General features: G+C 67.9%; 22 protein-coding genes and 1 other RNA gene. 10 read left to right on the top strand and 13 right to left on the bottom strand.

Going from position 1 to position 25,498, the window contains the following annotated elements; translation table 11 throughout:
* Positions 1-5 precede the first annotated feature (5 nt).
* Positions 6-1,325 (top strand): GH1 family beta-glucosidase, encoded by a 1,320-nt coding sequence (locus FA743_RS05205; RefSeq protein WP_136884823.1) that lies wholly within the window; start codon positions 6-8, stop codon positions 1,323-1,325.
* Here FA743_RS05205 and FA743_RS05200 read toward each other — a convergent pair.
* Positions 1,322-2,947, bottom strand: coding sequence for a GMC family oxidoreductase (locus FA743_RS05200; protein ID WP_136884822.1), 1,626 nt, complete (start codon positions 2,945-2,947; stop codon positions 1,322-1,324). The two genes, FA743_RS05205 and FA743_RS05200, sit on opposite strands and share 4 nt — an antisense overlap.
* A 237-nt stretch (positions 2,948-3,184) precedes the next feature.
* Here FA743_RS05200 and FA743_RS20235 point away from each other — a divergent pair, with 237 nt between their 5' ends.
* From FA743_RS20235 to FA743_RS05180, 5 genes are all read left to right on the top strand, one after another.
* Positions 3,185-3,349 carry a hypothetical protein gene (locus FA743_RS20235; protein WP_169308772.1) on the top strand — a complete coding sequence of 55 codons (165 nt, stop codon included), beginning with the start codon at positions 3,185-3,187 and terminating at the stop codon, positions 3,347-3,349.
* Complete coding sequence (locus tag FA743_RS05195) at positions 3,349-4,530, top strand: vWA domain-containing protein (RefSeq protein WP_136884821.1); 1,182 nt, start codon at positions 3,349-3,351, stop codon at positions 4,528-4,530. Before FA743_RS20235 ends, FA743_RS05195 begins: the two co-directional genes overlap by 1 nt.
* A 54-nt stretch (positions 4,531-4,584) precedes the next feature.
* On the top strand, positions 4,585-5,271 hold the full coding sequence (locus FA743_RS05190) for a M48 family metallopeptidase (RefSeq protein WP_136884820.1): 687 nt from the start codon (positions 4,585-4,587) through the stop codon (positions 5,269-5,271).
* A 62-nt stretch (positions 5,272-5,333) separates the two neighbouring features.
* The gene (locus FA743_RS05185) at positions 5,334-6,518 is read left to right on the top strand and encodes an alpha/beta hydrolase family protein (protein ID WP_136884819.1); all 1,185 of its coding nucleotides are present in this window, start codon (positions 5,334-5,336) and stop codon (positions 6,516-6,518) included.
* Positions 6,515-7,849 (top strand): cytochrome P450, encoded by a 1,335-nt coding sequence (locus FA743_RS05180; RefSeq protein ID WP_246054841.1) that lies wholly within the window; start codon positions 6,515-6,517, stop codon positions 7,847-7,849. Before FA743_RS05185 ends, FA743_RS05180 begins: the two co-directional genes overlap by 4 nt.
* Before the next feature lie 24 nt (positions 7,850-7,873).
* On the opposite strand, the gene FA743_RS05175 is transcribed toward FA743_RS05180, so the two are convergent.
* From FA743_RS05175 to FA743_RS05125, 11 genes are all read right to left on the bottom strand, one after another.
* The gene (locus tag FA743_RS05175) at positions 7,874-8,974 is read right to left on the bottom strand and encodes an ABC transporter ATP-binding protein (RefSeq protein ID WP_136885012.1); all 1,101 of its coding nucleotides are present in this window, start codon (positions 8,972-8,974) and stop codon (positions 7,874-7,876) included.
* Between the two features lie 11 nt (positions 8,975-8,985).
* Positions 8,986-9,798, bottom strand: coding sequence for an ABC transporter permease (locus FA743_RS05170; RefSeq protein WP_136884818.1), 813 nt, complete (start codon positions 9,796-9,798; stop codon positions 8,986-8,988).
* Positions 9,795-10,667: an ABC transporter permease gene (locus tag FA743_RS05165; protein ID WP_136884817.1), complete on the bottom strand. Its 873-nt coding sequence runs from the start codon at positions 10,665-10,667 to the stop codon at positions 9,795-9,797. The genes FA743_RS05170 and FA743_RS05165 overlap by 4 nt, the downstream gene beginning before the upstream one ends.
* 87 nt (positions 10,668-10,754) lie before the next feature.
* The gene (locus tag FA743_RS05160; protein WP_136884816.1) at positions 10,755-11,525 is read right to left on the bottom strand and encodes a squalene/phytoene synthase family protein; all 771 of its coding nucleotides are present in this window, start codon (positions 11,523-11,525) and stop codon (positions 10,755-10,757) included.
* A complete protein-coding gene (gene cysS, locus FA743_RS05155) occupies positions 11,522-12,961 on the bottom strand; it encodes a cysteine--tRNA ligase (protein ID WP_136884815.1) in 1,440 nt (479 codons plus the stop codon). Before cysS ends, FA743_RS05160 begins: the two co-directional genes overlap by 4 nt.
* Before the next feature lie 34 nt (positions 12,962-12,995).
* Complete coding sequence (locus FA743_RS05150) at positions 12,996-14,222, bottom strand: glycosyltransferase (protein ID WP_136884814.1); 1,227 nt, start codon at positions 14,220-14,222, stop codon at positions 12,996-12,998.
* The gene (locus FA743_RS05145) at positions 14,219-15,841 is read right to left on the bottom strand and encodes an ABC transporter ATP-binding protein (RefSeq protein ID WP_136885011.1); all 1,623 of its coding nucleotides are present in this window, start codon (positions 15,839-15,841) and stop codon (positions 14,219-14,221) included. The genes FA743_RS05150 and FA743_RS05145 overlap by 4 nt, the downstream gene beginning before the upstream one ends.
* A 92-nt stretch (positions 15,842-15,933) precedes the next feature.
* Positions 15,934-17,037, bottom strand: coding sequence for an ABC transporter permease (locus FA743_RS05140; protein WP_136884813.1), 1,104 nt, complete (start codon positions 17,035-17,037; stop codon positions 15,934-15,936).
* Complete coding sequence (locus FA743_RS05135; RefSeq protein ID WP_135313158.1) at positions 17,037-18,113, bottom strand: microcin C ABC transporter permease YejB; 1,077 nt, start codon at positions 18,111-18,113, stop codon at positions 17,037-17,039. Before FA743_RS05135 ends, FA743_RS05140 begins: the two co-directional genes overlap by 1 nt.
* Before the next feature lie 96 nt (positions 18,114-18,209).
* On the bottom strand, positions 18,210-20,069 hold the full coding sequence (locus FA743_RS05130; RefSeq protein WP_136884812.1) for an extracellular solute-binding protein: 1,860 nt from the start codon (positions 20,067-20,069) through the stop codon (positions 18,210-18,212).
* A 253-nt stretch (positions 20,070-20,322) separates the two neighbouring features.
* On the bottom strand, positions 20,323-20,856 hold the full coding sequence (locus FA743_RS05125; protein WP_136884811.1) for a c-type cytochrome: 534 nt from the start codon (positions 20,854-20,856) through the stop codon (positions 20,323-20,325).
* A gap of 124 nt (positions 20,857-20,980) precedes the next feature.
* Between FA743_RS05125 and FA743_RS05120 the strand changes: the two genes are divergently transcribed.
* Positions 20,981-21,838, top strand: a complete 858-nt coding sequence (locus tag FA743_RS05120; RefSeq protein WP_136885010.1) for a prephenate dehydratase — start codon at positions 20,981-20,983, stop codon at positions 21,836-21,838.
* Between the two features lie 18 nt (positions 21,839-21,856).
* Here the strand turns inward: FA743_RS05120 and FA743_RS05115 are convergent, their stop codons facing one another.
* Positions 21,857-22,315: a hypothetical protein gene (locus FA743_RS05115; RefSeq protein WP_136884810.1), complete on the bottom strand. Its 459-nt coding sequence runs from the start codon at positions 22,313-22,315 to the stop codon at positions 21,857-21,859.
* A gap of 430 nt (positions 22,316-22,745) precedes the next feature.
* Here FA743_RS05115 and ffs point away from each other — a divergent pair.
* The 3 genes from ffs to FA743_RS05100 all read left to right on the top strand — a co-directional run bounded on the left by ffs (position 22,746) and on the right by FA743_RS05100 (position 25,497).
* Positions 22,746-22,844: signal recognition particle sRNA small type (gene ffs / locus FA743_RS05110), an RNA gene on the top strand.
* A 121-nt stretch (positions 22,845-22,965) separates the two neighbouring features.
* On the top strand, positions 22,966-23,631 hold the full coding sequence (locus FA743_RS05105; protein WP_246054853.1) for an HAD family hydrolase: 666 nt from the start codon (positions 22,966-22,968) through the stop codon (positions 23,629-23,631).
* A 66-nt stretch (positions 23,632-23,697) separates the two neighbouring features.
* Positions 23,698-25,497 carry a DNA polymerase III subunit gamma/tau gene (locus FA743_RS05100; protein ID WP_136884808.1) on the top strand — a complete coding sequence of 600 codons (1,800 nt, stop codon included), beginning with the start codon at positions 23,698-23,700 and terminating at the stop codon, positions 25,495-25,497.
* Position 25,498: the final 1 nt, after the last annotated feature.

The following is a 25,498-nucleotide window of genomic DNA, read 5'->3' as shown; positions in this document are numbered from 1 at the left end:
GACCCATGCTGCCCCCCCGCACCGACTTCCCCGAGGGCTTCACCTTCGGCGCCGCCACCTCGGCCTATCAGATCGAGGGCACGCGCGGCGCGGGCCTGTCGCATTGGGACAGCTTCGCCGCCACGCCCGGCAACATCATCGACGCCAGCGACGGCAGCCGCGCCTGCGACCACCTGACCCGCTGGCCCGAGGATCTGGACCTGGTCCGCGACGCGGGCTTCGACGCCTACCGCTTCTCGACCTCCTGGGCGCGGGTGATGCCGGACGGCGTGACCGTGAACCCGCAAGGCCTGGATTTCTACGACAAGCTGGTCGACGGCATGCTGGAACGGGGCTTGCAGCCCTTCCTGACCTATCACCACTGGGACCTGCCCGCCGATCTGGCAGCCCAAGGCGGCTGGCAGAACCGCGACATCGCGGCGCGCTTCGCCGATCTGTGCCGCGCCGTGAATGCCCGGATCGGCGACCGCATGACCAGCGCCGCCACCCTGAACGAGCCGTGGTGCATCGCCTGGCTGTCGCATTTCCTGGGCGCCCATGCGCCGGGCCTGCGCGACATCCGCGCCGCCTCCCGCGCCATGCACCATGTGCTGCTGGCGCACGGCACCGCGATGCAGGCGCTGCGCGCGGACGGGGCGGACAACCTCGGCATCGTGCTGAACTTCGAGACATCGCATCCCGCCGATGACACGCCCGAGGCGCTCGGCGCCGCCGAAACCCAGGATGCGATCTATAACCAGTGGTTCATTTGCGCGCTGATGGGTCAGGGCTATCCCGACGCCGCGCTGGCCGGCATCGGCCCGCATCTGCCACAGGGCTGGCAGGACGACATGGCCCTGATCGCGCAGCCCCTCGACTGGCTGGGCGTCAACTACTACACGCGCCGCCTCTATACCGGCAATGCCGGCCTCTGGCCCCATGCCTCCGAGGCGCCGGGCCCCCTGCCCAAGACCCAGATGGACTGGGAGATCCGCCCCGAGGGCCTGACCGAGTTCCTGACCCGCCTCGCCCGCGACCATACCGGCGCCCTGCCCCTCTACGTCACCGAGAACGGCATGGCGCTGGAAGCCGGGGGCGGAACGGGCGCCGACATCACCGAGGATGCCCGCCGCATCCAGTTCGCGAGCGACCATCTGCGCGCCACCAAGGCGGCGATGGATCAAGGGGTGGATGTGCGCGGCTTCTTCTACTGGTCGCTTCTGGACAATTACGAATGGGGCTGGGGCTATGGCCCGCGCTTCGGGCTGGTCCATGTCGATTACGAGACGATGACCCGCACGCCGAAATCCAGCTGGCACGCCTTCCGGTCGATGCTGAAGGGCTAGGCCCTTTCGCGCGCGTCCTGCAAAATCATCTCGCTGGCCCGGCTGGCGATCATGGTCACGGGCGCATGGGTATTGCCCGACACGATGGCGGGCATGATCCCCGCATCCGCGATGCGCAGGCCCGACAGCCCGTGGACGCGCAGCTGCGGGTCCACCACGGCCATAGGGTCCGTGCCCATCCGGGTCGTGCCGACGGGATGGAAGATGGTCGTGCCGATCTGGGCCGCGGCCTCGTGCAGCTGGGCATCCGAGGTCAGATGCGCACCGGGGCGGTGTTCCTCGGGGGAAAATTCGGCCATGCGGGCGGTCTGCATCAGCCGGCGCGCATGGCGCAGGCTGTCGATGGCCACCTGCCGGTCGCCCTCGGTGCTCAGATAGCGCGGCGCGATGGCGGGCGGGCTGCGCGGATCCGGGGCGGTGATGTGGCTGGACCCGGTGCTTTCGGGGCGCAGGTTGCAGACCGACACCGTCAGCGCCGGAAAGTCGTCCAGCGGATCGCCGAACTTCCCCAGCGACAGCGGCTGCACGTGGTATTCGATGTTCGCCGTGTCGTAGCGGTCCGACGAGCGGGCGAAGATGCCCAGCTGGCTGGGCGCCATCGCCATCGGCCCGGTCCGGCGAAGCGCATATTCCAGCGCGATCCCGGCCTTGCCCCAGATCGTGCGCGCCCGGTCGTTCAGCGTCCGCGCGCCCGCGATGCGAAACACCATGCGCAGCTGCAGGTGATCCTGCAGGTTCTCGCCCACGCCGGACAGCGCATGGACCGGCGCGATGCCCAGGGCGGCCAGCCGCTCGGGCTGGCCGATGCCCGACAGCTCCAAGAGCGCGGGCGACCCGATGGCGCCGGCGGCCAGGATCACCTCGCCCCGCGCCCGGGCCAGGCGGCGCTGGCCATGCTGCTCGAAGACCACGCCGGTGACGCGCCGCCCGTCCATCTGCAGGCGCAGGACCTGGGCGTCGGTCTCGATCCGCAGGTTGGGGCGGCCCCGGGCGGGGTCGAGGAAGGCCTTCCTCGCATTCCAGCGGATGCCCTTGCGCTGCGTGACGGGAAAATAGCCCACGCCCTCGTTGTCGCCGGTGTTGAAATCGGGCCGGGCGGGCAGGCCCAGCTCCTGCGCGGCCTCGGCCACGGCATCCAGGATCGGCCAGCGCAGCCGCTGGCGTTCGACCCGCAATTCGCCCTGATCGCCATGCAGGTCGCAGGCGGGGTCGTAATGCCGCTCGGTCGCACGGAAATGCGGCAGCACGTCCGACCAGCCCCAGCCGGGATTGCCCCTCTGCCGCCAGCCGTCGTAATCGGCCGCCTGCCCGCGCATGTAGATCATGCCGTTGATCGAGGAACAGCCGCCCAGCACCCGCCCGCGCGGATAGTTCAGACGCCGCCCGCCCAAGCCCGGCTCCGGTTCGGTCCGATAGCACCAGTCCAGCGTCGGATCGCCCATCGCATGCAGATAGCCCACCGGGATGTGCACCCAGAGCCGGTTGTCATGGCCCCCGGCCTCCAGAAGCAGGACCCGGGCGCGGGGATCGGCCGAGAGCCTGTTGGCCAGCACGCAGCCACCCGAGCCCGCGCCCACGATGATATGGTCGTAATCGCCGAAATCCTGGCCGACATCCTGCATGTGATCCTCCGATCCCCCGGGGGGTGAGGCTAGAGCGATGCCGGGCGGGCGGCAAGCGGGCCCCGTGTCGCGGTCGCGCCCGTTCCCGGGCCGGGGGTTGCCGTGCCTGCGGCCTTTTGGATATTTGGGCCAAGATGAAAGCGGCAGGCGGGCGCGATGGGCGGATCGGTCGCGGTTGCGGGCGGGGGCGGGGCGGGCTATCTGCGGAGGGCAGGATCTGCCACGGGAAGGACCGACATGATCGTCATCATCGCCGCCATCGTCGGGGCCGCCCTGGGCTGGCGGCGCGCCGTCAAACTGGGCGGGACGCGCAGCGACCGGGTGCAATATGCCGTGGCCTTCGCCCTGGGCTGCGCCATGATCGGCGTCTTCGCCACGATCTTCGTCCACCGGATGGCCTGATGCTGCTGCCCTTCCTCGACAACCTGCGCCGGCAGGGGGTTCCGGTCTCGCTGCGCGAATGGCTGGACCTGATGGAGGGGATGGGCGCCGGGCTGGATGGGCGGACGGTCGACGGCTTCCACGGGCTGGCGCGGCTGGTGCTGGTCAAGGACGAGCGCCACCTGGACCGCTTCGACCGTGCCTTCGCCCAGACCTTCTCGGGGCTGGAGGAGGTTCCCGTCGAGGCACTGCTGGATCCCCGCGCCCTGCCCCGCGAATGGCTGGAGAAGCTGGCCGAGGGGCTCTTGACCGAGGCCGAGCGGGCCCAGGTCGCGGGATCGGGCAGCTTCGAGGCGCTGATGGAGAAGCTCCGCCAGCGGCTGGCCGAGCAGCAGGGCCGTCATCAGGGCGGCAGCAAATGGGTGGGCACGGCGGGCACCTCGCCCTTCGGGGCCTATGGCTACAACCCGGAAGGCGTGCGGATCGGGCAGGAGGCCAGCCGCCACCGCCGCGCCGTCAAGGTCTGGGACAGGCGCGAGTTCCGCGATTTCGACGACCGGGCCGAGCTGGGCACCCGCAACATCAAGGTCGCGCTGAAGCGCCTGCGCCAATGGGCGCGCCACGGGGCGGCGGACGAGCTGGACCTGCCCGGCACCATCCGCGCCACCGCCGATCACGGCTATATCGACGTGCGGACCCGACCCGAACGCAGGAATGCCGTCAAGGTGCTGCTGTTCCTGGACGTGGGCGGCAGCATGGACGACCATGTCCGCGTGGTGGACGAGCTGTTCAGCGCCGCGCGGGCCGAATTCAAGCACATGCACCATTTCTACTTCCACAACTGCCTCTACGAAGGCGTCTGGACCGACAACCGCCGCCGGTGGGACGCGCAGACCCCCACCTGGGACGTGCTGCACCGCTTTGGCCGTGACTACAAATGCATCGTGGTGGGCGATGCCTCCATGTCGCCCTACGAGATCGCCGTGCCGGGCGGGGCCAGCGAGCATTGGAACGCCGAATCCGGCGAGGTCTGGCTGCGGCGGCTGACCGGGGGCTTTCCCGACCATGTCTGGCTGAACCCCGTCCCCGAGGCGCACTGGGCCTATACCCAGTCCATCGGCATGGTGGGCGAGGTCTTCGAGAACCGCATGCTGCCCCTGACGCTGGACGGGCTGACCCGCGCCATGCGGCTTCTGGGGTGATGGCGCGGCAAACTGGCTCTGGCACGGACGGGCGGGGGCGCCCATATTGAGGGCATGATGAAGTTTCTGCCGCTGATCCTGCTGGGCCTCTATCTGGTCGCGATGTGGTTCTTTTCCGCATGGCGCCTCAAGAAGGACCTGAACGAAAAGGCCACGCCGCTGCGCCATCCGCGCCTGACGCCGATGCTGAAGCGGCTTGGCGACGCGATGGACCTGCCGCCCATCCAGGCCCATGTCTACGAGGTCGAGCCGGTGAACGGGCTGGCCGCCCCCGACGGGCGGATCTTCCTGACGCGCGGCTTCATCCGCAAGCTGGACGCCTGCGAGGTCACCGCCGAGGAGATGGCCAGCGTCATCGCGCATGAGCTGGGCCATGTGTCACTGGGCCATTCGCGGCGCCGGATGATCGACTTCGCGGGCCAGAACGCCATCCGCCTGGCGCTGGCGGGCGTGCTGGGACGCTTCCTGCCCGGCATCGGCACCTGGATCGCCAATGCGGTGGCCACCGCCGTCGCCGCCCGCCTGTCGCGGCAGGACGAGTTCGAGGCCGACCGCTTCGCCAGCGCGCTGATGATCAAGGCGGGGCTGGGCACCGATCCGCAGAAATCGCTATTCCGCAAGCTGGACAAGCTGACCGGCAGCGCGGGCGCAGGCGCCCCCGCCTGGTTCCTGTCGCATCCGCCCACCGCGCGCCGGATCGCCGCAATCGAGGCGCATGAGGCACGCTGGCGCGACGGCTGAGCGCGACCTCTTGCCGCGCCGGGATTTGGGCCTATTCTGCCCCCGACAGATCAAAGGCCCGCATGACCCCTCCCTTCCGCCGCCATGTCCTGTATTTGCCGGGATTCGACCCGATCCCGCCCCGGCGGTATCGCGAGCTGTACCGCCGCGAGGGGGCCGATCAGGCCGCCATCTCGGGCCACCGGCTGCGCATCACCAAAGCCGAGGCGCCGGGCTTTGCCTGGACCGTGCATGGCAAGGTCGAGGATCGCGACACCCGCACCGTGATCGAGGTCGCGCTGTGGTCCGACATTGTGCAGGCCTCGATGCGGCAGGGGATCGCGGGGACCTTCGCGCAGCTGGCGCGGACCTCCTGGACCTATATCGCGACGGGCACGCTGCCGCGTCTGATGCGGCTGCGGCGCGGGCCGGTGATCGCGGCGCTCTATCCCATCGCGGTGCTGCTGGTGCAGCTGCTACTGGCGATGCTGGCGGGGGGAGTGGCCGCGTGGGCCGTGGTGGCGATGGGGGGCGGCTGGCTGGGCCTTCCGGTGGCGCTGGCGGCAGTCTGGGGGGTGCTGGTGCTGGGCCAGCGGCTGGATCACAAGCTGTTCGCCTATTACCTGATGCATGACTATGCCTTCACCGCGCGCCATCGCGGCGGCTATCCCCCTGCGCTGGAAGATCGGCTGGCCCAGTTCCGCGACCGGCTGCGCCAGATCATCAACGAGGGCCCCGACGAGGTGCTGGTCGTCGGCCATTCCTCGGGCGCCTATCTGGCGGTGTCGCTGCTGGCCGATCTGCTGCGCGACCGGCCCCTGCCCCCGGGCGGCCCGACCTTGTCGCTGCTGACGCTTGGCCATGTCGTGCCGATGGCGGCCTTCCTGCCCGATGCGGGGCGGCTGCGCGACGATCTGGCCTGGCTGGGCCGGGCCGAGGGGATTTTCTGGCTGGACGTGACCGCGCCGGGCGATGCCTGCTGCTTCGCGCTCTGCGATCCGGTGGCGGTCTGCGGGATGGGCGGCGAGGGGCAGCGCTGGCCGCTGGTCATCTCGGCGGCCTTCACCCAGACATTGTCGCCCGAGCGGCAAAAGGCCATCAAGAACCGCTGGTTCCGGCTGCATTTCCAGTATCTTTGCGCCTTCGACAAGCCCGGCGATTACGACTATTTCGCGATCACCGCCGGGCCCCAGACGCTGGCGCAGCGCTTTGCGGGGCGCAAGCCCTCGCCCGCGCGGATCACCCGGGCCGTCGGCGCGCGACCGTGACCACGCCGCGACCGCAGGGCACCCAAGGGCGCGGCACCCTGCGCGGGCTGATCCGGGGGTTCCGCCGCGACCTGCTCTCGGCTTTGCCCGAGCGGCTGTACGGCGCCTGGATGGCCGAGTTCCGCACGCCGCTGATCCACAGCTTCTTCTGCAACGATCCCGCGCTGCTGCGGGTGATCCTGCAGGACCGCGCCGGTGATTTCCCGAAATCCAACCGCATGCGCGAAGGGTTGGCGCCGCTTCTGGGCAATGGCGTCTTCATCTCGAACGGCGCCGAATGGGCGCATCAGCGCCGCATCATCGACCCGGCCTTCGAGGGCGGCCGGGTGCGGGCCAGCTATCCCGCGATCCTGGACGCCGCCCGCGCCGCCGCCGCGCGCCTCACTCCGGGCGTCCATGACATCGAGCCGCAGTCGGCCCATGCCGCCGCCGACGTGATCTTTCGCACGCTCTTCTCGCTGCCCATCGAGCATCGCATCGCCTCGGACGTGTTCGAGGCCTTCCGCGAGCATCAGGAGGCGCAGCCGCTGGTGAACCTCGCGGCCCTGCTGCCCCTGCCCCGATGGATGCCGCGCCCCCATTCGCGCCGCACCCGGACCACCGCCGCCCGCATCCGGGGCCTGATCGAAACCCTGGTTAGCGACCGCGCGGCGGCCATCGCGGCGGGCACCGCGCCCGACGATCTGGCGACAAAGATCATGACCACCCACGATCCGCAGACCGGCGAATGCTTCACCGGGCCCGAGATGATCGACCAGGTCGCGGTGCTGTTCTTGGCGGGGCACGAGACCAGCGCTTCGGTCCTGGGCTGGGCCTTGTGGCTGCTGGCCGCGAACCCCGACTGGCAGGACCGCGTGGCCGACGAGGCCCAGATGCTCAGCGACGACTTCGCCTGCCTCAGTGGCCTGAAAGCCACCCGCGCGGTCTTCCGCGAGGCATTGCGGCTCTATCCGGCGGTGGCGATGTTCGTGCGCGAGGCCACGGGGCCCGAGACCTTCCGCGACCGCAAGGTGCCGCGCGGCGCGCAGCTGGTCGTCTCGCCCTGGCATCTGCACCGGCATGGCAGGCTGTGGGACCGGCCCGACGATTTCGACCCCGCCCGGTGGGACACGCCCGAGGGCAAGGCCAGCGCACGCGGCGCCTACCTGCCCTTCTCCGCGGGCCCCCGCGCCTGCCCCGGCGCGGGGCTGGCCATGGCCGAGGGCGTCGTCATGCTGGCCGCCATCCTGGGGCGCTGGCGGATGGAGGTGACGGACCGCATCCCCACCCCCGTCGCCCGCCTGACCATCCGCGCGGCGGACGGCATCTGGGTCCGGCTGACCCCGCGCTGAGGCCGCGTCGACTCCGGGGCGGGTCTAGCGGAACAGCACCAGCGATCCCGGCGACCAGGCCAGCCGCGTGCGGGTGCCCACCTCCTGCACGTCGCGGCCAAAGACGTTGCGCATGGAAATGCGCACGGTGCGGGCCTTGCCGTCCAGCCGCGCCGCCCCGTCCAGCCGCAGGTCGTAATAGGTCATGTCGCCGTAATAGACGACCTCGTCGATGGTGGCGTTCGTCTCGCGCGGCTGGCTGTGCGTGGCGCCGGGGCCCAGCAGGGTCATCGTCTCGGGGCGAAAGCCCACCATCGGCCCCTCGTCCTCGGGATTGGCGCGGCTGATCTGCGTCGCGGGCAGGTCCACCCGGCCCAGGCCCGCGACCTCGGCCGTCACGATGCCGCCCGCCTCCGAGATCACCTGCGCGGGCAGGAAGTTCATCACCCCGATGAAATCCGCCACCCGCCGCGTGGCGGGCCGGGCATACAGCGCCTCGGGGCCGTCCAGCTGCGCGATCTCGCCCTCGAACATGACGGCGATGCGGTCGGACATGACCAGCGCCTCCTCCTGATCATGCGTCACCAGCACGAAGGTGATGCCCACCTGCCGCTGCAGCTTGATCAGCTCGACCTGCATCTGCTCGCGCATCTTGCGGTCCAGCGCCGACAAAGGCTCGTCCAGCAGCAGCACCTTGGGCTTCAGGATCAGCGCGCGCGCCAGCGCCACGCGTTGCCGCTGCCCGCCCGACAGGGCATGGGCCGAGCGCGCGCCATAGCCCGCAAGGCCGACCATCGCCAGGGCCTCGTCCACCGCCGCCGCCTTCTCGGCCTTGCCGCGCGGATCACGCCGCAGCCCGAAGGCCACGTTTTCCGCGACCGTCAGATGCGGGAAGATCGCATAGGACTGGAACACCATGTTCGTGGGCCGCTTGTTGGCGGGCACCTCGTCCATGCGCTTCTGGTCGATCAGGATGGCGCCGTCGCTGATATCCTCGAACCCCGCGATGGTGCGCAGAAGCGTGGTCTTGCCGCAGCCCGACGGCCCCAGCAACGAGAAGAACTCGCCCGAGCGGATGGTCAGGTCGATGCCCCGCAGTGCGTGGTAATCGCCGTAATACTTGTGGACCCCGTGGCACTGGATCATCGGTTTGTCGGTCACAGCAACCCTCCAGTGGGCTTGCCGCCGATGCGGGCATTGCCCCGGCGACGGAAATATTCGCCGAGCGCCAGAAGGACGATCGACAGCACGACCAGCACCGTCCCCAGCGCCATGATGACGGGGATCGCGCGCGGAAAGCGCAGCTGGCTGAAGATATAGGTGGGCAGCGTCGGCTCGTTCCCGGCCAGGAAGAAGGCGATGATGAACTCGTCCAGGCTGATGGTGAAGCTGATCAGCAGCGCGCTGATGATGCCCGGCATGACCAAAGGCAGCGTCACCAGCCGGAACGCGCCCCATTTCGTCTCGCCCAGATCATAGGCGGCCTCTTCCAGGCTGCGGTCGAGGCTGGAAAACGCCGTGGACAGCACCGCGATCGCATAGGGCATGCAGATCAGCGTATGCCCCGCGATCACCGTCAGCAGCGACAGCTGCACCCCCATGCCCAGCAGCACCACCAGCAGCGACATGGCCACGATGATCTCGGGCAGGACCATCGGCAGCATGATGAAGGCCATGATGCCGCCCTTGCCCGGAAAGCCGAAGCGCGTCGAGGCCCGCGCCGCGAAGATCCCGAAGCAGGTCGACAGGATCGAGGCCGAGACCGCGATCATCAGGGAATTGGTCAGCGCCCGGCGCAGCGTCGCATCGGCCCACATCTGCGCGAACCAGTCGGTCGTGATCCCCTGCAGCGGAAAGGCGATGATCGTGCCCGAATTGAACGCGAACAGCGGCAGCAGGATGATCGGCGCATAAAGGAACAGCAGGTAGAAGATCGCATAGGCCTGCAGGCCCCAGCCCTGACGGTTCATTGGCGCACCTTCAGGAAGCGGCGGTTGAGGAACAAAAACAGCGCGCTGACCAGCGCCACGATGACCATCGCTGTTACCGCCAGCGCCGAGCCCAGGGGCCTGTTGTCCAGCGCCAGCATCTGCACCTGGATCATGTTGGCGATCATCGGGATCTTGCCGCCGCCGATCACCTCGGGGGTCACATAATCCCCGATGGTCGGGATGAAGACGATCAGCGTGGCCGCGATCACGCCCGGCATCGCCAAAGGCAGCGTCACCCGCCAGAAGGTCATCAACCGGCTTTCCCCCAGATCCCGCCCGGCCTCCAGCAGCGACCGGTCGATCTTTTCCAGCGCGACGAAGATCGGCAGGATCGCGAAGGGCGCATAGGCATGGGCCAGCGTGATGACGATGGCATTGACGTTGTAGAGGATGAAGGTCAGCGGCTCGTCGATGATCCCCAGCCCCGTCAGCGAGGAATTGACCACGCCGTTATAGCCCAGGATCACCTTCCACAGGAACACCCGGATCAGGTAGCTGGTCCAGAAGGGGATGGTGATCAGGAACAGCCACATGGCCTTGCGTTCCGGGCGGACCATGAAGCTGACGTAATAGGCGATGGGAAAGGCCGTCACCACCGTGGCGAAGGTCACCACCGCCGCCACGATCAGTGACCGCAGCATGACCGCCCGCACGATGGGATCGGTCAGCACCTGGCCGTAGTTCTGCAGCGTGCCTTCGGGCAGCACCTCCAGATAGCCGTCGGTCAGGAAGCTGTAGGCCAGGATCGTCATCAGCGGCGCGGCCAGGATGACCAGCGCGTACAGAAAGGGCGGCGCGATCAGCGAAAGACCCGCGCGGGCCTCGGAATCCAGTCTGGGCCTTGCCATCGTGTCCCTGTCCCCCTGTTCCGGCGGTGTTGCCCTGATCTGTTCCACAGGCCAGGCCGAAGGAAAAGGAATTTCTGCGCGCGACCCTCAGCGCCACCAATGCCCGGTCAGGGCCAGCCGCGCCAGCGAGGCGCGCCGCTGGAAGGGGGTGACCTGGGGCACCGCCTCGAAGGGATCCGAGCGCCCGGCCAGCACCTCGGACAGAAGCCGGGGCACGCGCGGCCCGGGATAGAGCGCCGCCGCCGTCCGGCGCGGCAGCTTGCGATGCATCCGCGCGGCCAGCCGCAGCCCCTCGCGGGCGCGCTCGGCCAGGGCCTGCGCATCCCCGGGGCGGGCCGGTTCCAGACCCAGCCGGACTGCCTGCAATTGCGGCAGCGCGCGCAACCAGGCGGCAAGTCCCGCACCGCGCGCCTGATAGGCGACGATCTCGCGCGTGCCCTCGGGCGCCCCGCAGCGCCGCGCGGCCGCCCACATCAGCGCCCCCGCCGTCGCCTCGACATAGGCCAGGACCTCGTCGGGACCGTCAAAGGGCTGGCGCTCGCAATCGCGCCTGCGCGCCTCGGCCAGAGGCGCAAGCGCGCCCGCCTCGGCCCCCCAGGCCTCCCAGAGCGGCGTCAGCACGTCATGCAGCGGCGGCGGGGTGCCGGCGCCCATCTGCTCCAGCCGGTCGATCCACCATTGCAGCCGCATCTCGGCCAGCATCGGCTCCGCCGACTGGAACGGCGCCCGCGCGATCTCCAGGTTCAGCGCATAGAGCGTCACCAGCGCGGGGCGATCCTGCACCTCGGCCACCAGCACCGCCCCGAAGCGGTCGGGATCGTGCTGACGCAGGGCCTCGGTGCAGGCGTCAAGGGTCAATTCAAACCTGCTATTTTTTCAGGGTCAAAATTCGGACCGGGCACCAGTTCAACTGAGCCTTTCAACATGCGCACCTCTACCCCCGCCGCGAGAAGTGCAGTCTTCAGGTGATCAACCTCAGAAAAATCTTTTGAAACTGCTGCTTTCTCCCGAGCGCCTTGCAGCTTCCAAGACAGACCCGACAGTTCTAGGCGAGGATAACTATGCTCAGCGAAGTGCGCTTGCTTTTGCACCTCGTCACGCGCCCAAGCGGAAAGCTTCCTATCGGCCGGCCAGTAACCCAAGAATTCCATTCCTGCCCGAAGTTCAGCGTTACGTCCTGCCCTTGCAGCCGCCTTGAGTGCGGTATGGGCACCACTGCAGTTAAGATCATTGGCAAGTGCATCGATAAACCCTTCCGGCAAATCGCCGGCCCCGACGCCATCGGTAAGCCAATACCATTTAGACAAAGTCTGACTGGCCTCCGCCGCCTTGGCCTCGGTCCAGTCCATCGGCTTGCGGTAATGCGTCGACAGCATCACGAAGCGGATCACCTCGCCGGGCACGCCCTGATCCAGCAGATCGCGCACGGTGAAGAAATTGCCCAGGGACTTGGACATCTTCTTGCCCTCGACCTGCAGCATCTCGTTATGCAGCCAGACGGTCGCGAAGCTGGCCTCGGGATGGGCGCAGCAGCTCTGGGCGATCTCGTTCTCGTGATGGGGGAATTGCAGATCCAGCCCGCCGCCATGGATGTCGAAGCTGGGGCCCAGCAGCGCCGCCGACATGGCCGAGCATTCGATATGCCAGCCCGGACGCCCCCGGCCCCAGGGACTGTCCCAGCCCGGCACATCCGCCTCCGAGGGCTTCCACAGCACGAAATCCATCGGATCGCGCTTGAAGGGTGCCACCTCGACCCGGGCCCCCGCGATCATGTCATCGACCGAGCGTCCCGACAGCTTGCCGTACGCGGGAAAGGAGCGCACGTCGAACAGCACATGCCCCTCGGCCGCGTAGGCATGGCCCTTGGCGATCAGGTCGGCGGTCATCTCGATCATCTGGGCGATATAGGCGGTGGCGCGGGGCTCGTGATCGGGGCGATCGGCGCCCAAGGCATCCATGTCGGCGTGATACCAGGCGATGGTCTCCTCGGATCGCTCGGCGACCAGCTCTTCCAGCGTCAGAGGCGATCCGGCGGCCTTGCGGCGCTGCGCCTCGGCGTTGATCTTGTCGTCCACATCGGTGAAGTTGCGCACATAGGTCACCGCCTCCGCGCCATAGTCATGGCGCAAGAGCCGCACCAGCAGATCAAAGACCAGCACGGGCCGCGCATTGCCCAGATGCGCACGGTCATAGACGGTGGGCCCGCACAGATACAGCCGCACGTTCGACGCATCGAGAGGAACGAACACGTCCTTGGTGCGGGTGCGGGTGTTGGTCAGCCTGATCTGCGTCATCAAAGGGGCCCTTCTGCGGCAAGGTCGCAAAGGTCTAGCGCAAAGCGCCCCGGCTTTCCACCCAGGCAATCTGGCGCGGCAGGCAATCGCGCAGCAGGTCATAGCCGTCCAGGATCGTCTGCCGCGCCGCCCGCTTGAGGGCCGGGCCATCGGGATCGCCGGCCAGCCCCCGCTCCAGCGCGCCCGCCAAAGCGGCGGTGTCGAAGAACGGCACCAGACGCCCGTTGCGGCCATCCTCGATCATCTCGCGCACCGGCTCGGTATCGGATCCCACGACATAGGCCCCCGCCGCCATCGCCTCCATCAGCGACCAGGACAGAACGAACGGATAGGTCAGATAGCAATGCACCCGCGTCAGCTTGATCAGCGACAGGTAATCGGCATAGGGCACCCGGCCCAGGAAATGCAGGCGGCCCAGATCCAGCTGCCCGTCCAGCTCGGCCAGCAGCTTGGCCCGCCAGCTGGTCGCGTCGCGGGGCTTGCCGCCATAGCTGGGATCGTCGGATCCGACCATCACCACCTGTGCCTGTGGGCGCGCGGCCATCACCGCGGGCAGCGCGCGCATGAAGGCGTGAAAGCCGCGATAGGGCTCCAGCGAGCGCGACACGAAGGACAGGACCTCGTCGCCCGCGCGCAGCACCGGCCCGCCCTGGGGCAGCGCCAGCATCGCCTGCGGATCGGGGGCGACCGTCTCGGTCGAGACCCCGTCATGGATCACGGTGATCTTGCCGCGCAGCTCGGGCGGAAAGCTGTCGGCCTGATAGCGCGTCGGCGCGATGGCCCCGTCCGCCTGCACCATCGCCTGGATCAGATGGGCCGAGCGCGAGACGGTCATGAACCGCGTCTCGTCGCGGTCCGGGCCCATCTCGTGGTCGAAACCCACATCCTGCCCGCGCGTGCGATACATCAGCTCGGCATAGATCAGCAGCGTCGCCTGCGGCCAGATCTCCTTCAGGAACAGCGTCTCCCCCCAGCCGGGATGGCCGATGATGATGTCGGGCTGAAATCCGTGCTTGTCGCGCAGGACGCGCGCGCCCCGCGCCACCAGAAAGCCGCGCTCGGCATGGTCGGTATAGGACCGCCCCAGGGCGCTTTCCATCACCGCCGGCTCGGGCGACTTGTAGCGTAGCGTCTTGACCGGGCTGGGGCGCTTATTCGTCTCGTCGGTCAGGGCCAGCACCTGATGGCCCCGGGCGACCAGCGCCGGCGCCAGATGCGGAAACTGGCCGGGAAAGTTCTGATGCACGAAGAGGATCTTCATGTGCCTGTCACCGCCGGGGCGATCGGAAAGGCCGCGGTCAGCAGCGCGCGGGTATAATCATGCTGCGGCGCATCGAAGATCTGCGCGACGCTGCCCTGCTCGACCACCTCGCCCGCCCGCATGACCATGATGTGATGCGCCATCGCGCGCACCACGCGCAGGTCGTGGCTGATGAACAGGAAGGCCAGCCCGTATTTCCTCTGCAGGTCGCGCAGCAGGTCGACGATCTGCACCTGCACGGTCATGTCCAGCGCGCTGGTCGGCTCGTCCAGCACGACGACCTTGGGGCGCAGGATCATGGCGCGGGCAACCGCGATGCGCTGGCGCTGCCCGCCGCTGAACTCGTGGGGATAGCGGTGCATCATCTCGGGGTTCAGCCCGACCTCGGCCATGATCTCGGACACCATCTGGCGGCGGTCGCGGCCCGGCTCGACCCCGTGGACGCCCAGGCCCTCGGTGATGATCTGCTCGACCGTCATGCGGGGCGAGAGGCTGCCATAGGGGTCCTGGAACACGATCTGCAGGTCGCGCCGCAACCGGCGCAGCTGGCCGCCGCCCCAGCCCTGGATCTCCTGCCCCATGAACAGGATCGGACCGTCGCTGTCGATCAGCCGCATGATCGCCAGCGCCAGCGTGGTCTTGCCGCTGCCCGATTCGCCCACGACCCCCAGGGTCTCGCCCGCGCGCAGCGTCAGGCTGGCGCCGTTCACGGCCTTCACATGGCCGGTCACGCGGCGCATCAGCCCGCGCTTGATCGGAAACCACACCTTGAGGTCGCGGGTCTCGACCAGCACCGGGGCATCAGGGGCCACCGGCTCGGCCTGCCCCTGCGGCGCGGCGGCCAGCAGCGCCTGCGTGTAGGGATGGCGGGGCCGGGCGAAGATGTCCTCGACCGGCCCCTGCTCGACGATCTCGCCGTTCTGCATCACGCAGACCCGGTCGGCGATGCGGCGCACGATGCCCAGATCATGGCTGATGAACAGCATCGACAGCCCCTCGGCGGCCTTCAGTTCCGCCAGCAGATCCAGGATCTGCGCCTGGATGGTCACGTCCAGCGCAGTCGTGGGCTCGTCCGCGATCAAGAGTTCGGGACCGTTGGCCAGCGCCATGGCGATCATCACCCGCTGGCGCTGCCCCCCCGACAGCTGGTGGGGGTAATCCGCCAGCCGCTGCTCGGGATCGCGGATGCCGACGCGGGTCAGGAGTTCGACGATGCGCACCCGCGCCTTGGCGCCCGACAGCCCCTGATGCAGCGCCAGGCTTTCGGACAGCTGCTTTTCCAGCGTGTGCAGCGGATTGAGCGAGGTCATCGGCTCTTGGAAGATGAAGCTGATGTCGTTGCCGCGGATCTCGCGCAGCGTGCGGTCGCTGGCGCCGACCATCTCGCGCCCGTCGTAGCGGACCGATCCCTCGACCACGGCCGAGCCCGCCAGCAGCTGCACCGTCGACAGCGCGGTCACCGACTTGCCCGATCCCGATTCGCCCACGATCGCCACCGTCTCGCCGCGCGCGATGTGGAAGCTGACGCCCCGCACGGCGGGGATCACCTGCCCCTCGGACCGGAACCCGATGCGCAGGTCGCGCACGTCCAGAACCGCGTCCGACGGCGCCGAGGGCATGGCATGGACCTTGGGGGCGCCGGGCATGGCATCGCCATGTGCCTCGGCCACGGCGGCGGGGGCGCCGGGCGCGGGGCGGACGGGGCGATCGGTCATCGGAAGGTCTTTCGCGGATCAAAGGCGTCGCGCACGCCCTCGAAGATGAACACCAGCAGCGACAGCATGATCGCAAAAGTGAAAAAAGAGGTAAACGCCAGCCAGGGCGCCTGCAGGTTCTGCTTGGCCTGCAGCGCCATCTCGCCCAGCGAGGCCGACCCGGCGGGCAGCCCGTAGCCCAGATAATCCAGTGCCGCCAAGCCGCTGATCGTGCCGGTCACGACGAAAGGCAGCATGGTCAGCGTGGCGACCAACGCATTGGGCAGGATGTGGCGGAACATGATCTTGCGGTCGCTGACCCCAAGCGCCCGCGCGGCCCGGACATATTCGAAATTCCGCGCCCGCAGGAACTCGGCCCGCACCACGCCCACCAGCGCGGGCCAGCCGAACAGGATGGTCACGAAGACCAGCAGCCAGAAGCTGCGCCCCAGGATCGCGAAGAGAATGATGATGACGTAAAGCCCCGGCGTGGACGCCCAGATCTCCAGCACCCGCTGGAAGACCAGATCCGTGCGCCCCCCGAAATAGCCCTGCACTGCCCCCGCCGCGATCCCGATGGTCGAGGCCACCACCGTCACGATCAGCGTGAACAGGATCGAGGTCCGGAACCCGTAGATCACCCGCGCCAGCACGTCGCGCGCGGTGTCGTCGGTGCCCAGCAGGTGGTTGCCGTCCGGCGCGCTCGGCGCGGTGCCCACATTGTTGATGGTGCGGTAGTGATAGGGGATCGGCGGCCAGATCATCCAGCCCTGCTCGGCCTCGGGCACGTCGCTAGCGCCCGATTGCACCGCCTCGATCAGCCCCTCGGGATCGTCCCAGCAGGCCTCACGCCCGCCGCTGACGATCAGGCATTGCACCGCCGGATCGCGATAGATCGCCTCTGTCCCGAAATCCCCGCCGAAGGCCGTCTCGGGGTAGAAGTTGTAGGCCGGCCAGTACAGCTCGCCCTGATAGCTGACGACGATCGGCTTGTCGTTCGCCACGATCTCGGCGAACATCGCCGCCACGAACAGCACCGAGAAGATGATCAGCGACCAGAAGGCGCGGCCGTTCCGGCGGAAGTTGCGCAACCGGCGGCGGTTCAGTTCCGACATGGCCATCAGCCGGCCCTCTTCTCGAAGTCGATGCGCGGATCGACAAAGACATACATCATGTCCGACAGGATCCCGACCACCAGGCTCATCAGGCCAAAGACATAGAGCGTGCCGAAGATCACCGGATAATCGCGCTGCACCGCCGCCTCGAAGCCCAGACGCCCCAGCCCGTCCAGCGAGAAGATCGTCTCGATCAGGATCGACGACCCGAAGAACACCCCCAGGAACATCGCCGGAAAGCCCGCGATGACGATCAGCATCGCGTTACGGAAGACATGCCCGTACAGCACCCGCCGCTCGGCCAGGCCCTTGGCACGGGCGGTCATCACGTATTGCTTGTTGATCTCGTCCAGAAAGCTGTTCTTTGTCAGCAGGGTCAGCGTGGCAAAGCTGCTGATCGTGGCGGCCATCACCGGCAGGAAGGCGTGCCAGGCATAGTCCTTGACCTTCCCCCAGGCCGAGAGGTCCGCGAAATTGTCGCTGGTCAGGCCCCGCAGCGGAAAGATCTGCCAATAGCTGCCGCCTGCGAACAGCACCATCAGCAGCACCGCGAACAGGAAGGCCGGGATCGCATAGGCCATGATGATCACGCCCGAGGTCCAGGTGTCGAACCGCGACCCGTCCCGCATCGCCTTGCGGATGCCCAGCGGGATCGAGATCACATAGGCGATCACCGTCGACCACAGCCCCAGCGTGATCGAGACCGGCATCTTCTCGATCACCAGATCCACCACGCTGACCGACCGGAACCACGAGGTCCCGAAATCGAAGCGCAGGTAGTTCCACAGCATCGAGAAGAACCGCTCGACCGGCGGCTTGTCAAAGCCGAACTCCTGCTCCAGCTGCGCGATGAACTCGGGCGGCAGACCCCGCGCGCCCTCGTATTCGGTGGTCAGCTGCTGCGAGCTGTCGGCGCTGGCGCCGGCCAGATTGCCCATCACGTCGCCCTCGCCCCGCATCTGGGCGGCGATCTGCTCGATGGGGCCGCCGGGAACGAACTGGGTCAGGGTGAAATTGACCAGCATGATGCCGATCAGCGTCGGGATGATCAGCAGCATCCGCCGCAGAATATAGGCGCCCATCAGGCCTGGCCCTTCCCCTCGATCCGGGCCGCTTCGACGGGCCCCTGTTCTTGTTACCTGCTTGTCTGCAATCCGGGCGGGGAAATCAAGCCGCGCTCAGCGCAGCTGGCCCGCAGCGCGCAGCTCGTCGGCGCGCGCGCTGTCATACCACCACATGTCCGTCACCCCCAGCCCATAGGGCGGCAGCGTCTCGGGGCGGTCATAGACATCCCAATAGGCAACCGTGTGGTAAGGACGGTACCATTGCGGAATCCAGAAGCGCAGGCTGCGCAGCGCCCGGTCCAGCGCGGCGATGCCCACGCGGTTCTCGGCGTCGGTGACGGCGGCCGAGGCGTTCTCGATCAGCGCGTCGATGGCCGGATTGGCCAGCCCCATCGGGTTGAAGACATCGTCCTTGAACTCGGACCCGAAGGCCTGCGACGTGCCGCCCCCCACGGAATAACCGTTGCCCAACGACTCGCGCACGATGTCGAAATCATGGCTGCGGGTGCGCGTGGTCAGCTCGGACGGATCGACGCGCGTCAGGACGGCATCGACGCCGATGGCGCGCAGGTTCTCGACAAAGGGGTTCACGATGCGGTCGAAGCTTTGATTGTGGTCCAGGAACTGGACCTGCAAGGTCTGGCCCGCCTCGTTGCGCCGCATCCCGTCACTGCCGGTGGTCCAGCCCGCCTCGTCCAGCAGTTGCGCCGCACGGCGCGAATTGGCGCGGTCCAGCTGCCGCTCGCCCGATGCAGGCGATGTCACCGCGTCGTCGGTCAGCACGGTATCGGGCAGATCGCCCGCCACGGGGGTCAGCAGCGCCAGTTCCTCGGGGCTGGGCGGACCTTCGGCCTTCAGGTCGCTGTTGTCCCAGAAGCTGTCCAGCCGGGTGTTCATGCCATAGAACAGCGCATCGTTGGACCATTCGAAGTTGAACATCAGCCCGATGGCCTCGCGCACACGGATGTCCTGGAACTTGGGCTGGCGCAGGTTGAAGACCCAGGCATTGCCGGTGGCCACCACGCCGTCCGGGATCTCCTCCTTGACGACGGCCCCCGCCGTGAAGGCCGGAAAGTCGTACCCTGTGGACCAGATCTGCTCGGACGGCTCAACCCGGAAGGTATATATGCCGGCCTTGAACGCCTCGAACGCGGCATCGAAGTCGCTGAAATATTCGAACCGCAGCAGGTCGAAATTGTGCCGGCCCTGCTTGATCGGCAGATCGCGGCCCCAATAGTCCGGATTGCGCCGCATGGTGATCGAGCGACCGAAATCGGCCCGGTCGAACATATAGGGCCCCGACCCCAGGAACGGGACATTGCTGGTCTGGGTCAGATCGCGGTCGTTCGCCTCGAAATCGGCCTGAGAAAAGACGATCTGCGCGCCCATCTGCCCGATGCTGTCACGGCGCGGCGCCTCGGGGGTGAAATCGAACCGGATGCGATGATCGTCCAGCACCTCGGCACTGGCGACCATGCGCTTGATCGCCTCGGCATAGGAGGGGAAGCCCTTCTCGATCAGGGTCTGATAGGTGAACAGCACGTCATGGGCGGTCAGGGGCGTGCCATCGCTGAACCGCGCCTCGGGGCGCAGGTTGAAGATCACCCAGTCACGACTTTCGGGATATTCGATGGTCTCGCACAGAAGGCAGTAGCGGGCATGCGGGTCGTCCAGCACCGGCTCCATCAGCCGTTCCAGCATCATCGTCGAAGGCGCCGTCGCCCGCCCCCGGAAGGTGAAAGGGTTATAGCTGTCGAAGGTGCCGATGCCATGCTGCGACAGCTCTCCACCCTTGGGCGCGTCGGGATTCACATAAGCCAGATGCGGATAATCGGCCGGCATCGGCACGTCCTCGAAGGTCGAGATCCCGTGCGAGGTGATGACGCCCTCGGCCGTCTCGCTCTCCTGCGCGGCGGCAGGAAGAGCGGCAGTCAGTGCCGCAAGAAGGGCGGCGGCCGGGGCGGTGGGACGCATGGGGAACTCCTGGATCAGGGCGAGACGCGCCCAAGGCTAGGCCAGCGGGGGGCCGGGCTACAAGCCGCGATTTCGTGAACGGCGGGCGGCGCCGCGCCGCACCCGTCGTGCAGGTCCCGGTGCACGGGCTGTGCACGCCCTGTGCCTTCGCGGAGCACACCCGGAACAGCAAAAAACCCCGGCATTTGCCGGGGTTTGCACCATTCGCCCTATCGGTATGCAACAGGCAGCGCACGCTGCCGTTGCCGGTCCCTTACGGGTTGGTTTCCAGGAAGGCGATCAGGTTGGCGCGTGCCTCGGGGTCGCGGATGCCTGCAAAGCTCATGGCCGTGCCCGAAACCTCGCCGCGCGGGTTCTCGATGAACAGCTGCAGCGTCTCGTAGTCCCAGATCGGATCCTCGGCGGCATGTTCGGTCATCGCCCCGGAATAGCCGAAGCCCGCCACGCTGGCGACCTCGCGGTCCACGACGCCGTTCAGATGCGGGCCGACCCCGTCGCTGCCGTCCAGCGCGTGGCAGGCGCGGCACTTGGCCCATTCCCGCTCGCCCGCCGCCGCATCGGCCGAGGCCATCAGCGCGGCAAAGTCGATGACCTCTTCCTCGGCGCCGCTGCTGTCCGTGGATTCGGGAACCGGCACCGAATAGGCCTGCGTGATCTCGTCCTCGCCATGCCCGCCCCCGTGCCCGACAGTGAACAGGCCACTGGCAGCCCAGTTGGCCAGCATCAGAAACAGCAGCGCGCCGATGAAGGCGCCGGCTGCCTTTGTCAGGGTCATGGTGTTGAACATCGCGTGCGGTCCCCGCCTTGGTAAGCTCGTCAAGTCGAGCGGTATCTATCCGCTTTCGCTTTGGAGGATCAAGGTATACTTACCCCCGCACGCTTGAATTTCGGACAATCGGGGCCCCGCCATGATCACGAACCGCATCGCCTTCCAGGGCGAACCCGGCGCCTACAGCCACGAAGCCTGCCGCATGGCCCGCCCCCGGATGGAGGCCCTGCCCTGCCGCACCTTCGAGGACGTGATCGAAGCCGTGCGCGCGAACGAGGCCGATCTGGCGATGCTGCCGGTCGAGAACTCGACCTATGGCCGGGTCGCCGATATCCATCATTTGCTGCCGGAATCGGGCCTGCGGATCATCGACGAGGCCTTCGTGCGGGTCCATATCAGCCTGCTGGCGGTCCCCGGCACGAGGCTGGATCAGATCACCGACGCGATGAGCCACACGGTCCTTCTGGGCCAATGCCGGGGCTTCCTGCGCGACCATGCCATCCGCGCCCAGACCGGCGCCGACACGGCCGGATCCGCCAAGGAGGTCGCCGCGCGCGGCAATCCGTCGCTGGCCGCCCTGGCCGCCCCGCTGGCCGGCGAGATCTATGGGCTGGAGCGTCTGGCCGACCGGATCGAGGACCGCCAGAACAACACGACGCGCTTCCTGATCATGTCGCGCCAGCCCGATGTCAGCCGCCGGTCGGATCGGATGCTGACCAGCTTCGTCTTCCGGGTGCGCAACATTCCGGCGGCGCTCTACAAGGCGATGGGGGGATTCGCGACGAACGGGGTGAACATGACCAAGCTGGAAAGCTACATGGTCGACGGGGTCTTCACCGCGACCCAGTTCTACGCCGATATCGAGGGGCATCCCGAGGATGCCAATGTCGCGCGCGCGCTGGAGGAGCTGGGCTATTTCACGTCCAGCCTGGACATCCTCGGCGTCTATCCCGCCGATCCGCTGCGCGAGCTGCAGCGGCAGGCGGCCTTCACCGACTGAGCGCAGGCCCGGGCCGTCTCAGCTGCCGGTGCCGCACATCTGGCTCACGAATTCCTCGATCCGCCGGTGATAGCGGCGGTCCAGCTGGCCCTTGCCCAGCTTGGCCGTCTGCAGCATCAGCCGCGCGCGCATGTTGCGCGGCTTGATCTCGGTTTCGCAGATCAGGCGCGACCGGGCGCGGCTGAGCGGCACGACATTGGTGTTGATCGAGATGTCCAGCGCGTCCGAGCGTCCGACCATGGCCATCTGCTCGGGCCGGTCGAAGCGCGTCACCTGCAGCAGCAGATGCCGGGGCTTGCCGCGCCAGTCGAAGCGGATGTTCCAGCCCATGCCGATGCTGGGATCGGTCGAGGGATCGATGCGGGTCACGCTGGCCCCGCGTCCGATCAGCATGCGTTCCAGCGTCTCGAAATCGCCGATCGATTCGAACAGACGTTCGGCCGGCAGGTCTGTGTCGATACGCGTCGAGAACTTCATCTGAAACAACCCACCTACCAATGCCAGACTGCCCGGAGAAACGGACCTGTCGTCAGGCTGATAGTCCGGATTGGGTCGCGTGTTCAACCAAGTCGTCAACATTGTCGCAGTTCGCCTTGTGAATTTTGCACCGTATGTCACGTCCCTGGATCGGTGTCCTTTCACTATAAGGACAGGTTTGCATGACGGCGGCGCGAAAATGCCTAAAATTGCGAATGCTGCACGTCAAAGTTGTGCAAATGCGCAACACGCACAACCTTTGTTCAGGAAATCCTGCAAGGCCCGCAGCCTGCGAAGACGGGACGCGCGGCGCGCCGGCAGGAACTTGCCGAAAACTTGCATCCTGTGCAAAGTGCGGCGCCTGCGCTTCGACCCGCTTTCGCCCCCGCACCATCTTGCATCCCGCCGCAAGTCGCCCTATCTGTCCGCCCGAGGGGTTGGCGCGGGCAAGTGCCTCGCCAACTCGGTCAGGTCCGGAAGGAAGCAGCCGTAACGAGTCCCGCTTGGGTCGTTGTCCAGCCTCTCACCTTACCCCTCATAAACGTCGTCCCTCGCTGCACAGGGCCGCCATGCGTCACGATGACTTGTCCGCGCCTTGCCCCGGCGCCATGTTAGCGCATGACCGACAGGAAGGACTGCCCGTGACCCCGATGCCCTCTGCTCCATCCCGCTTCGACGCCGTGATCTTCGATCTGGACGGCACGCTGCTGGCCACCGAACGCATGGCCATCGAGACCGGCGAGGCCGCGCTCTTGCGCATGGGCCGTCCCGCGCCCGAGGGGCTGTTGGCCTCGCTGGTGGGGATCGACGAGCCGACCTCGCGCGGGATCCTGCGTGGCCATCTGGGCGAGGATTTCGACTTCGCGCATCTGGACCGTCTCTGGGCCGAGGCGCTGATCGAGCGGCGCGACCGCGATGGCATCCCGCTGCGCCCCCATGTCCGCGACCTGCTGGACATGCTGCGCGCGGGCGGCATGCCCTTTGCCATCGCCACCTCCAGCACCTCCGCCCAAGCGCGGGAAAAGCTGGCCGCCGCCGGGCTGACCGACAGCTTCGACATCGTGGTGACGCGCAGCGACGTGCCCCTGCCCAAGCCCGCGCCCGATGTCTATCTGCTGGCCGCCCGCCGTTTGGGCATCGCACCCGAGCGCTGCCTGGCCTTCGAGGACAGCGACGTGGGCGCGATCGCGGCGCGCGCGGCGGGCATGATCGTCGTGCAGGTGCCCGACATGGTGCCGCTGTCGGGGAAGCACGCGGATTATCTGGCGACCGATCTGATCGCGGGCGCGCGCGGCATCGGGCTCTTGGCCGCATAGGCATCGTGTGATCCGGTTGTGGCCCCTGCCCCGCCCCGCTAAGATGCGGGGATGCCCGAGGGACCGATGACCGACACCCCACCCGCCTATCAGGTTCTGGCCCGGAAATACCGGCCCGAGACGTTCGCCGATCTGGTCGGGCAGGACGCGATGGTGCGCACGCTGAAGAACGCCTTCGCGGCCGACCGCATCGCGCAGGCCTTCGTGATGACCGGCATCCGCGGCACCGGCAAGACCACCACGGCCCGCATCATCGCCAAGGGCATGAACTGCATCGGCCCCGATGGCGAAGGCGGCCCCACGACCGAGCCCTGCGGGGTCTGCGAACATTGCGTGGCCATCGCCGAAGGCCGCCATGTCGACGTGATGGAGATGGATGCCGCATCCCGCACCGGCGTAGGCGACATCCGCGAGATCATCGAATCGGTCCATTACCGGGCGGCCAGCGCGCGCTACAAGATCTACATCATCGACGAGGTCCACATGCTGTCGACCAGCGCGTTCAACGCGCTGCTGAAGACGCTGGAGGAACCGCCCCCGCATGTGAAGTTCATCTTCGCCACGACCGAGATCCGCAAGGTCCCGGTCACCGTCCTGTCGCGCTGCCAGCGCTTCGATCTGCGCCGGATCGAGCCCGAGGTGATGATCGCCCTGCTGACCCGCATCGCCGCCGCCGAGGGCGCCCGCATCACCGAGGACGCGCTGGCCCTGATCACCCGGGCCGCTGAAGGCTCGGCCCGCGACGCCACCAGCCTGCTGGACCAGGCGATCAGCCACAGCGCCGGTGGCCAGGGTGCCGGCGAGACCACCGCCGAGCATGTCCGCGCCATGCTGGGGCTGGCCGACCGGGGCCGCGTCCTCGACCTCTTCGAGATGATCCTGCGCGGCGATGCGGCCAGCGCGCTGACCGAGCTGCAATCCCAATATGCCGACGGTGCCGATCCGGTCGCCGTGCTGCGCGATCTGGCCGAGGTCACGCATTGGATCTCGGTCGTCAAGATCACGCCCGGCGCACTGGATGATCCCACGATCTCGCCCGATGAACGGATGCGCGGGCAGGACATGGCCGAACGCCTGCCGATGCGGGTCCTGTCGCGGATGTGGCAGCTTCTGCTGAAGTCGTTGGAAGAGGTCTCGGCCGCCCCCAATGCCATGATGGCCGCCGAGATGGCGGTGATCCGCCTGACCCATGTGGCCGACCTGCCCGACCCCGAGGCGCTGATCCGCCGCGTTCAGCAGGCCCAGACCGCCGGCGAATTCACCCGCGGCCCCGCGGTCCAGGGGGCGGCACCTGCGATGGCTCCGCAAGCCCGCCTGGCCCGGCCCGCGCCGCAGGGGCAGGTCCAGCCCTCGGGGGCGGCGACCGCGCTGGCGATCGCTCCGGACGTGCTGGCCGGCTATCCCGATTTCGACGCGGTCATCGACCTGATCACCCGCATGCGCGACATGACGCTGCTGGTGCTGGTCGAACGCCACCTGTCGCTGGTCCGCTACAGCCCCGGCCGGATCGAGTTCCGGCCGCAGGGCAACCCCCCCGCCGATTTCGCACAGCGCCTGGCCGAACGCCTGCGCGGCTGGACGGGCGGGCAGAGATGGGCGGTCACCGTGACCAATGCCGAAGGCGCCCCCACCATCGCCGAGACGCGCGAGGCCGAAGGCCGCGCCGCCCGCGACCGCGCCCTGACGCTGCCGATCGTGCAGCAGGTGCTGGCGGCCTTTCCGGGCGCCACCCTGACGCGGGTCACCCGCGCCCCCGCCCCCGCGCCGGTCGAGGACCTGGCCGAGGGCGCGGCCAACCCGCATGATGAAACCCAGGGTCCCGTGGCCGAGGTCGAGGAATGGGATCCGTTCGAAGATGAGGATTAAG

The organism is Paracoccus gahaiensis (assembly GCF_005048225.1).
Classification (GTDB): domain Bacteria; phylum Pseudomonadota; class Alphaproteobacteria; order Rhodobacterales; family Rhodobacteraceae; genus Paracoccus; species Paracoccus gahaiensis.
The sequence above is the reverse complement of the archived record's forward strand: the minus strand, read 5'-3'. Positions and strand labels throughout refer to the sequence as shown.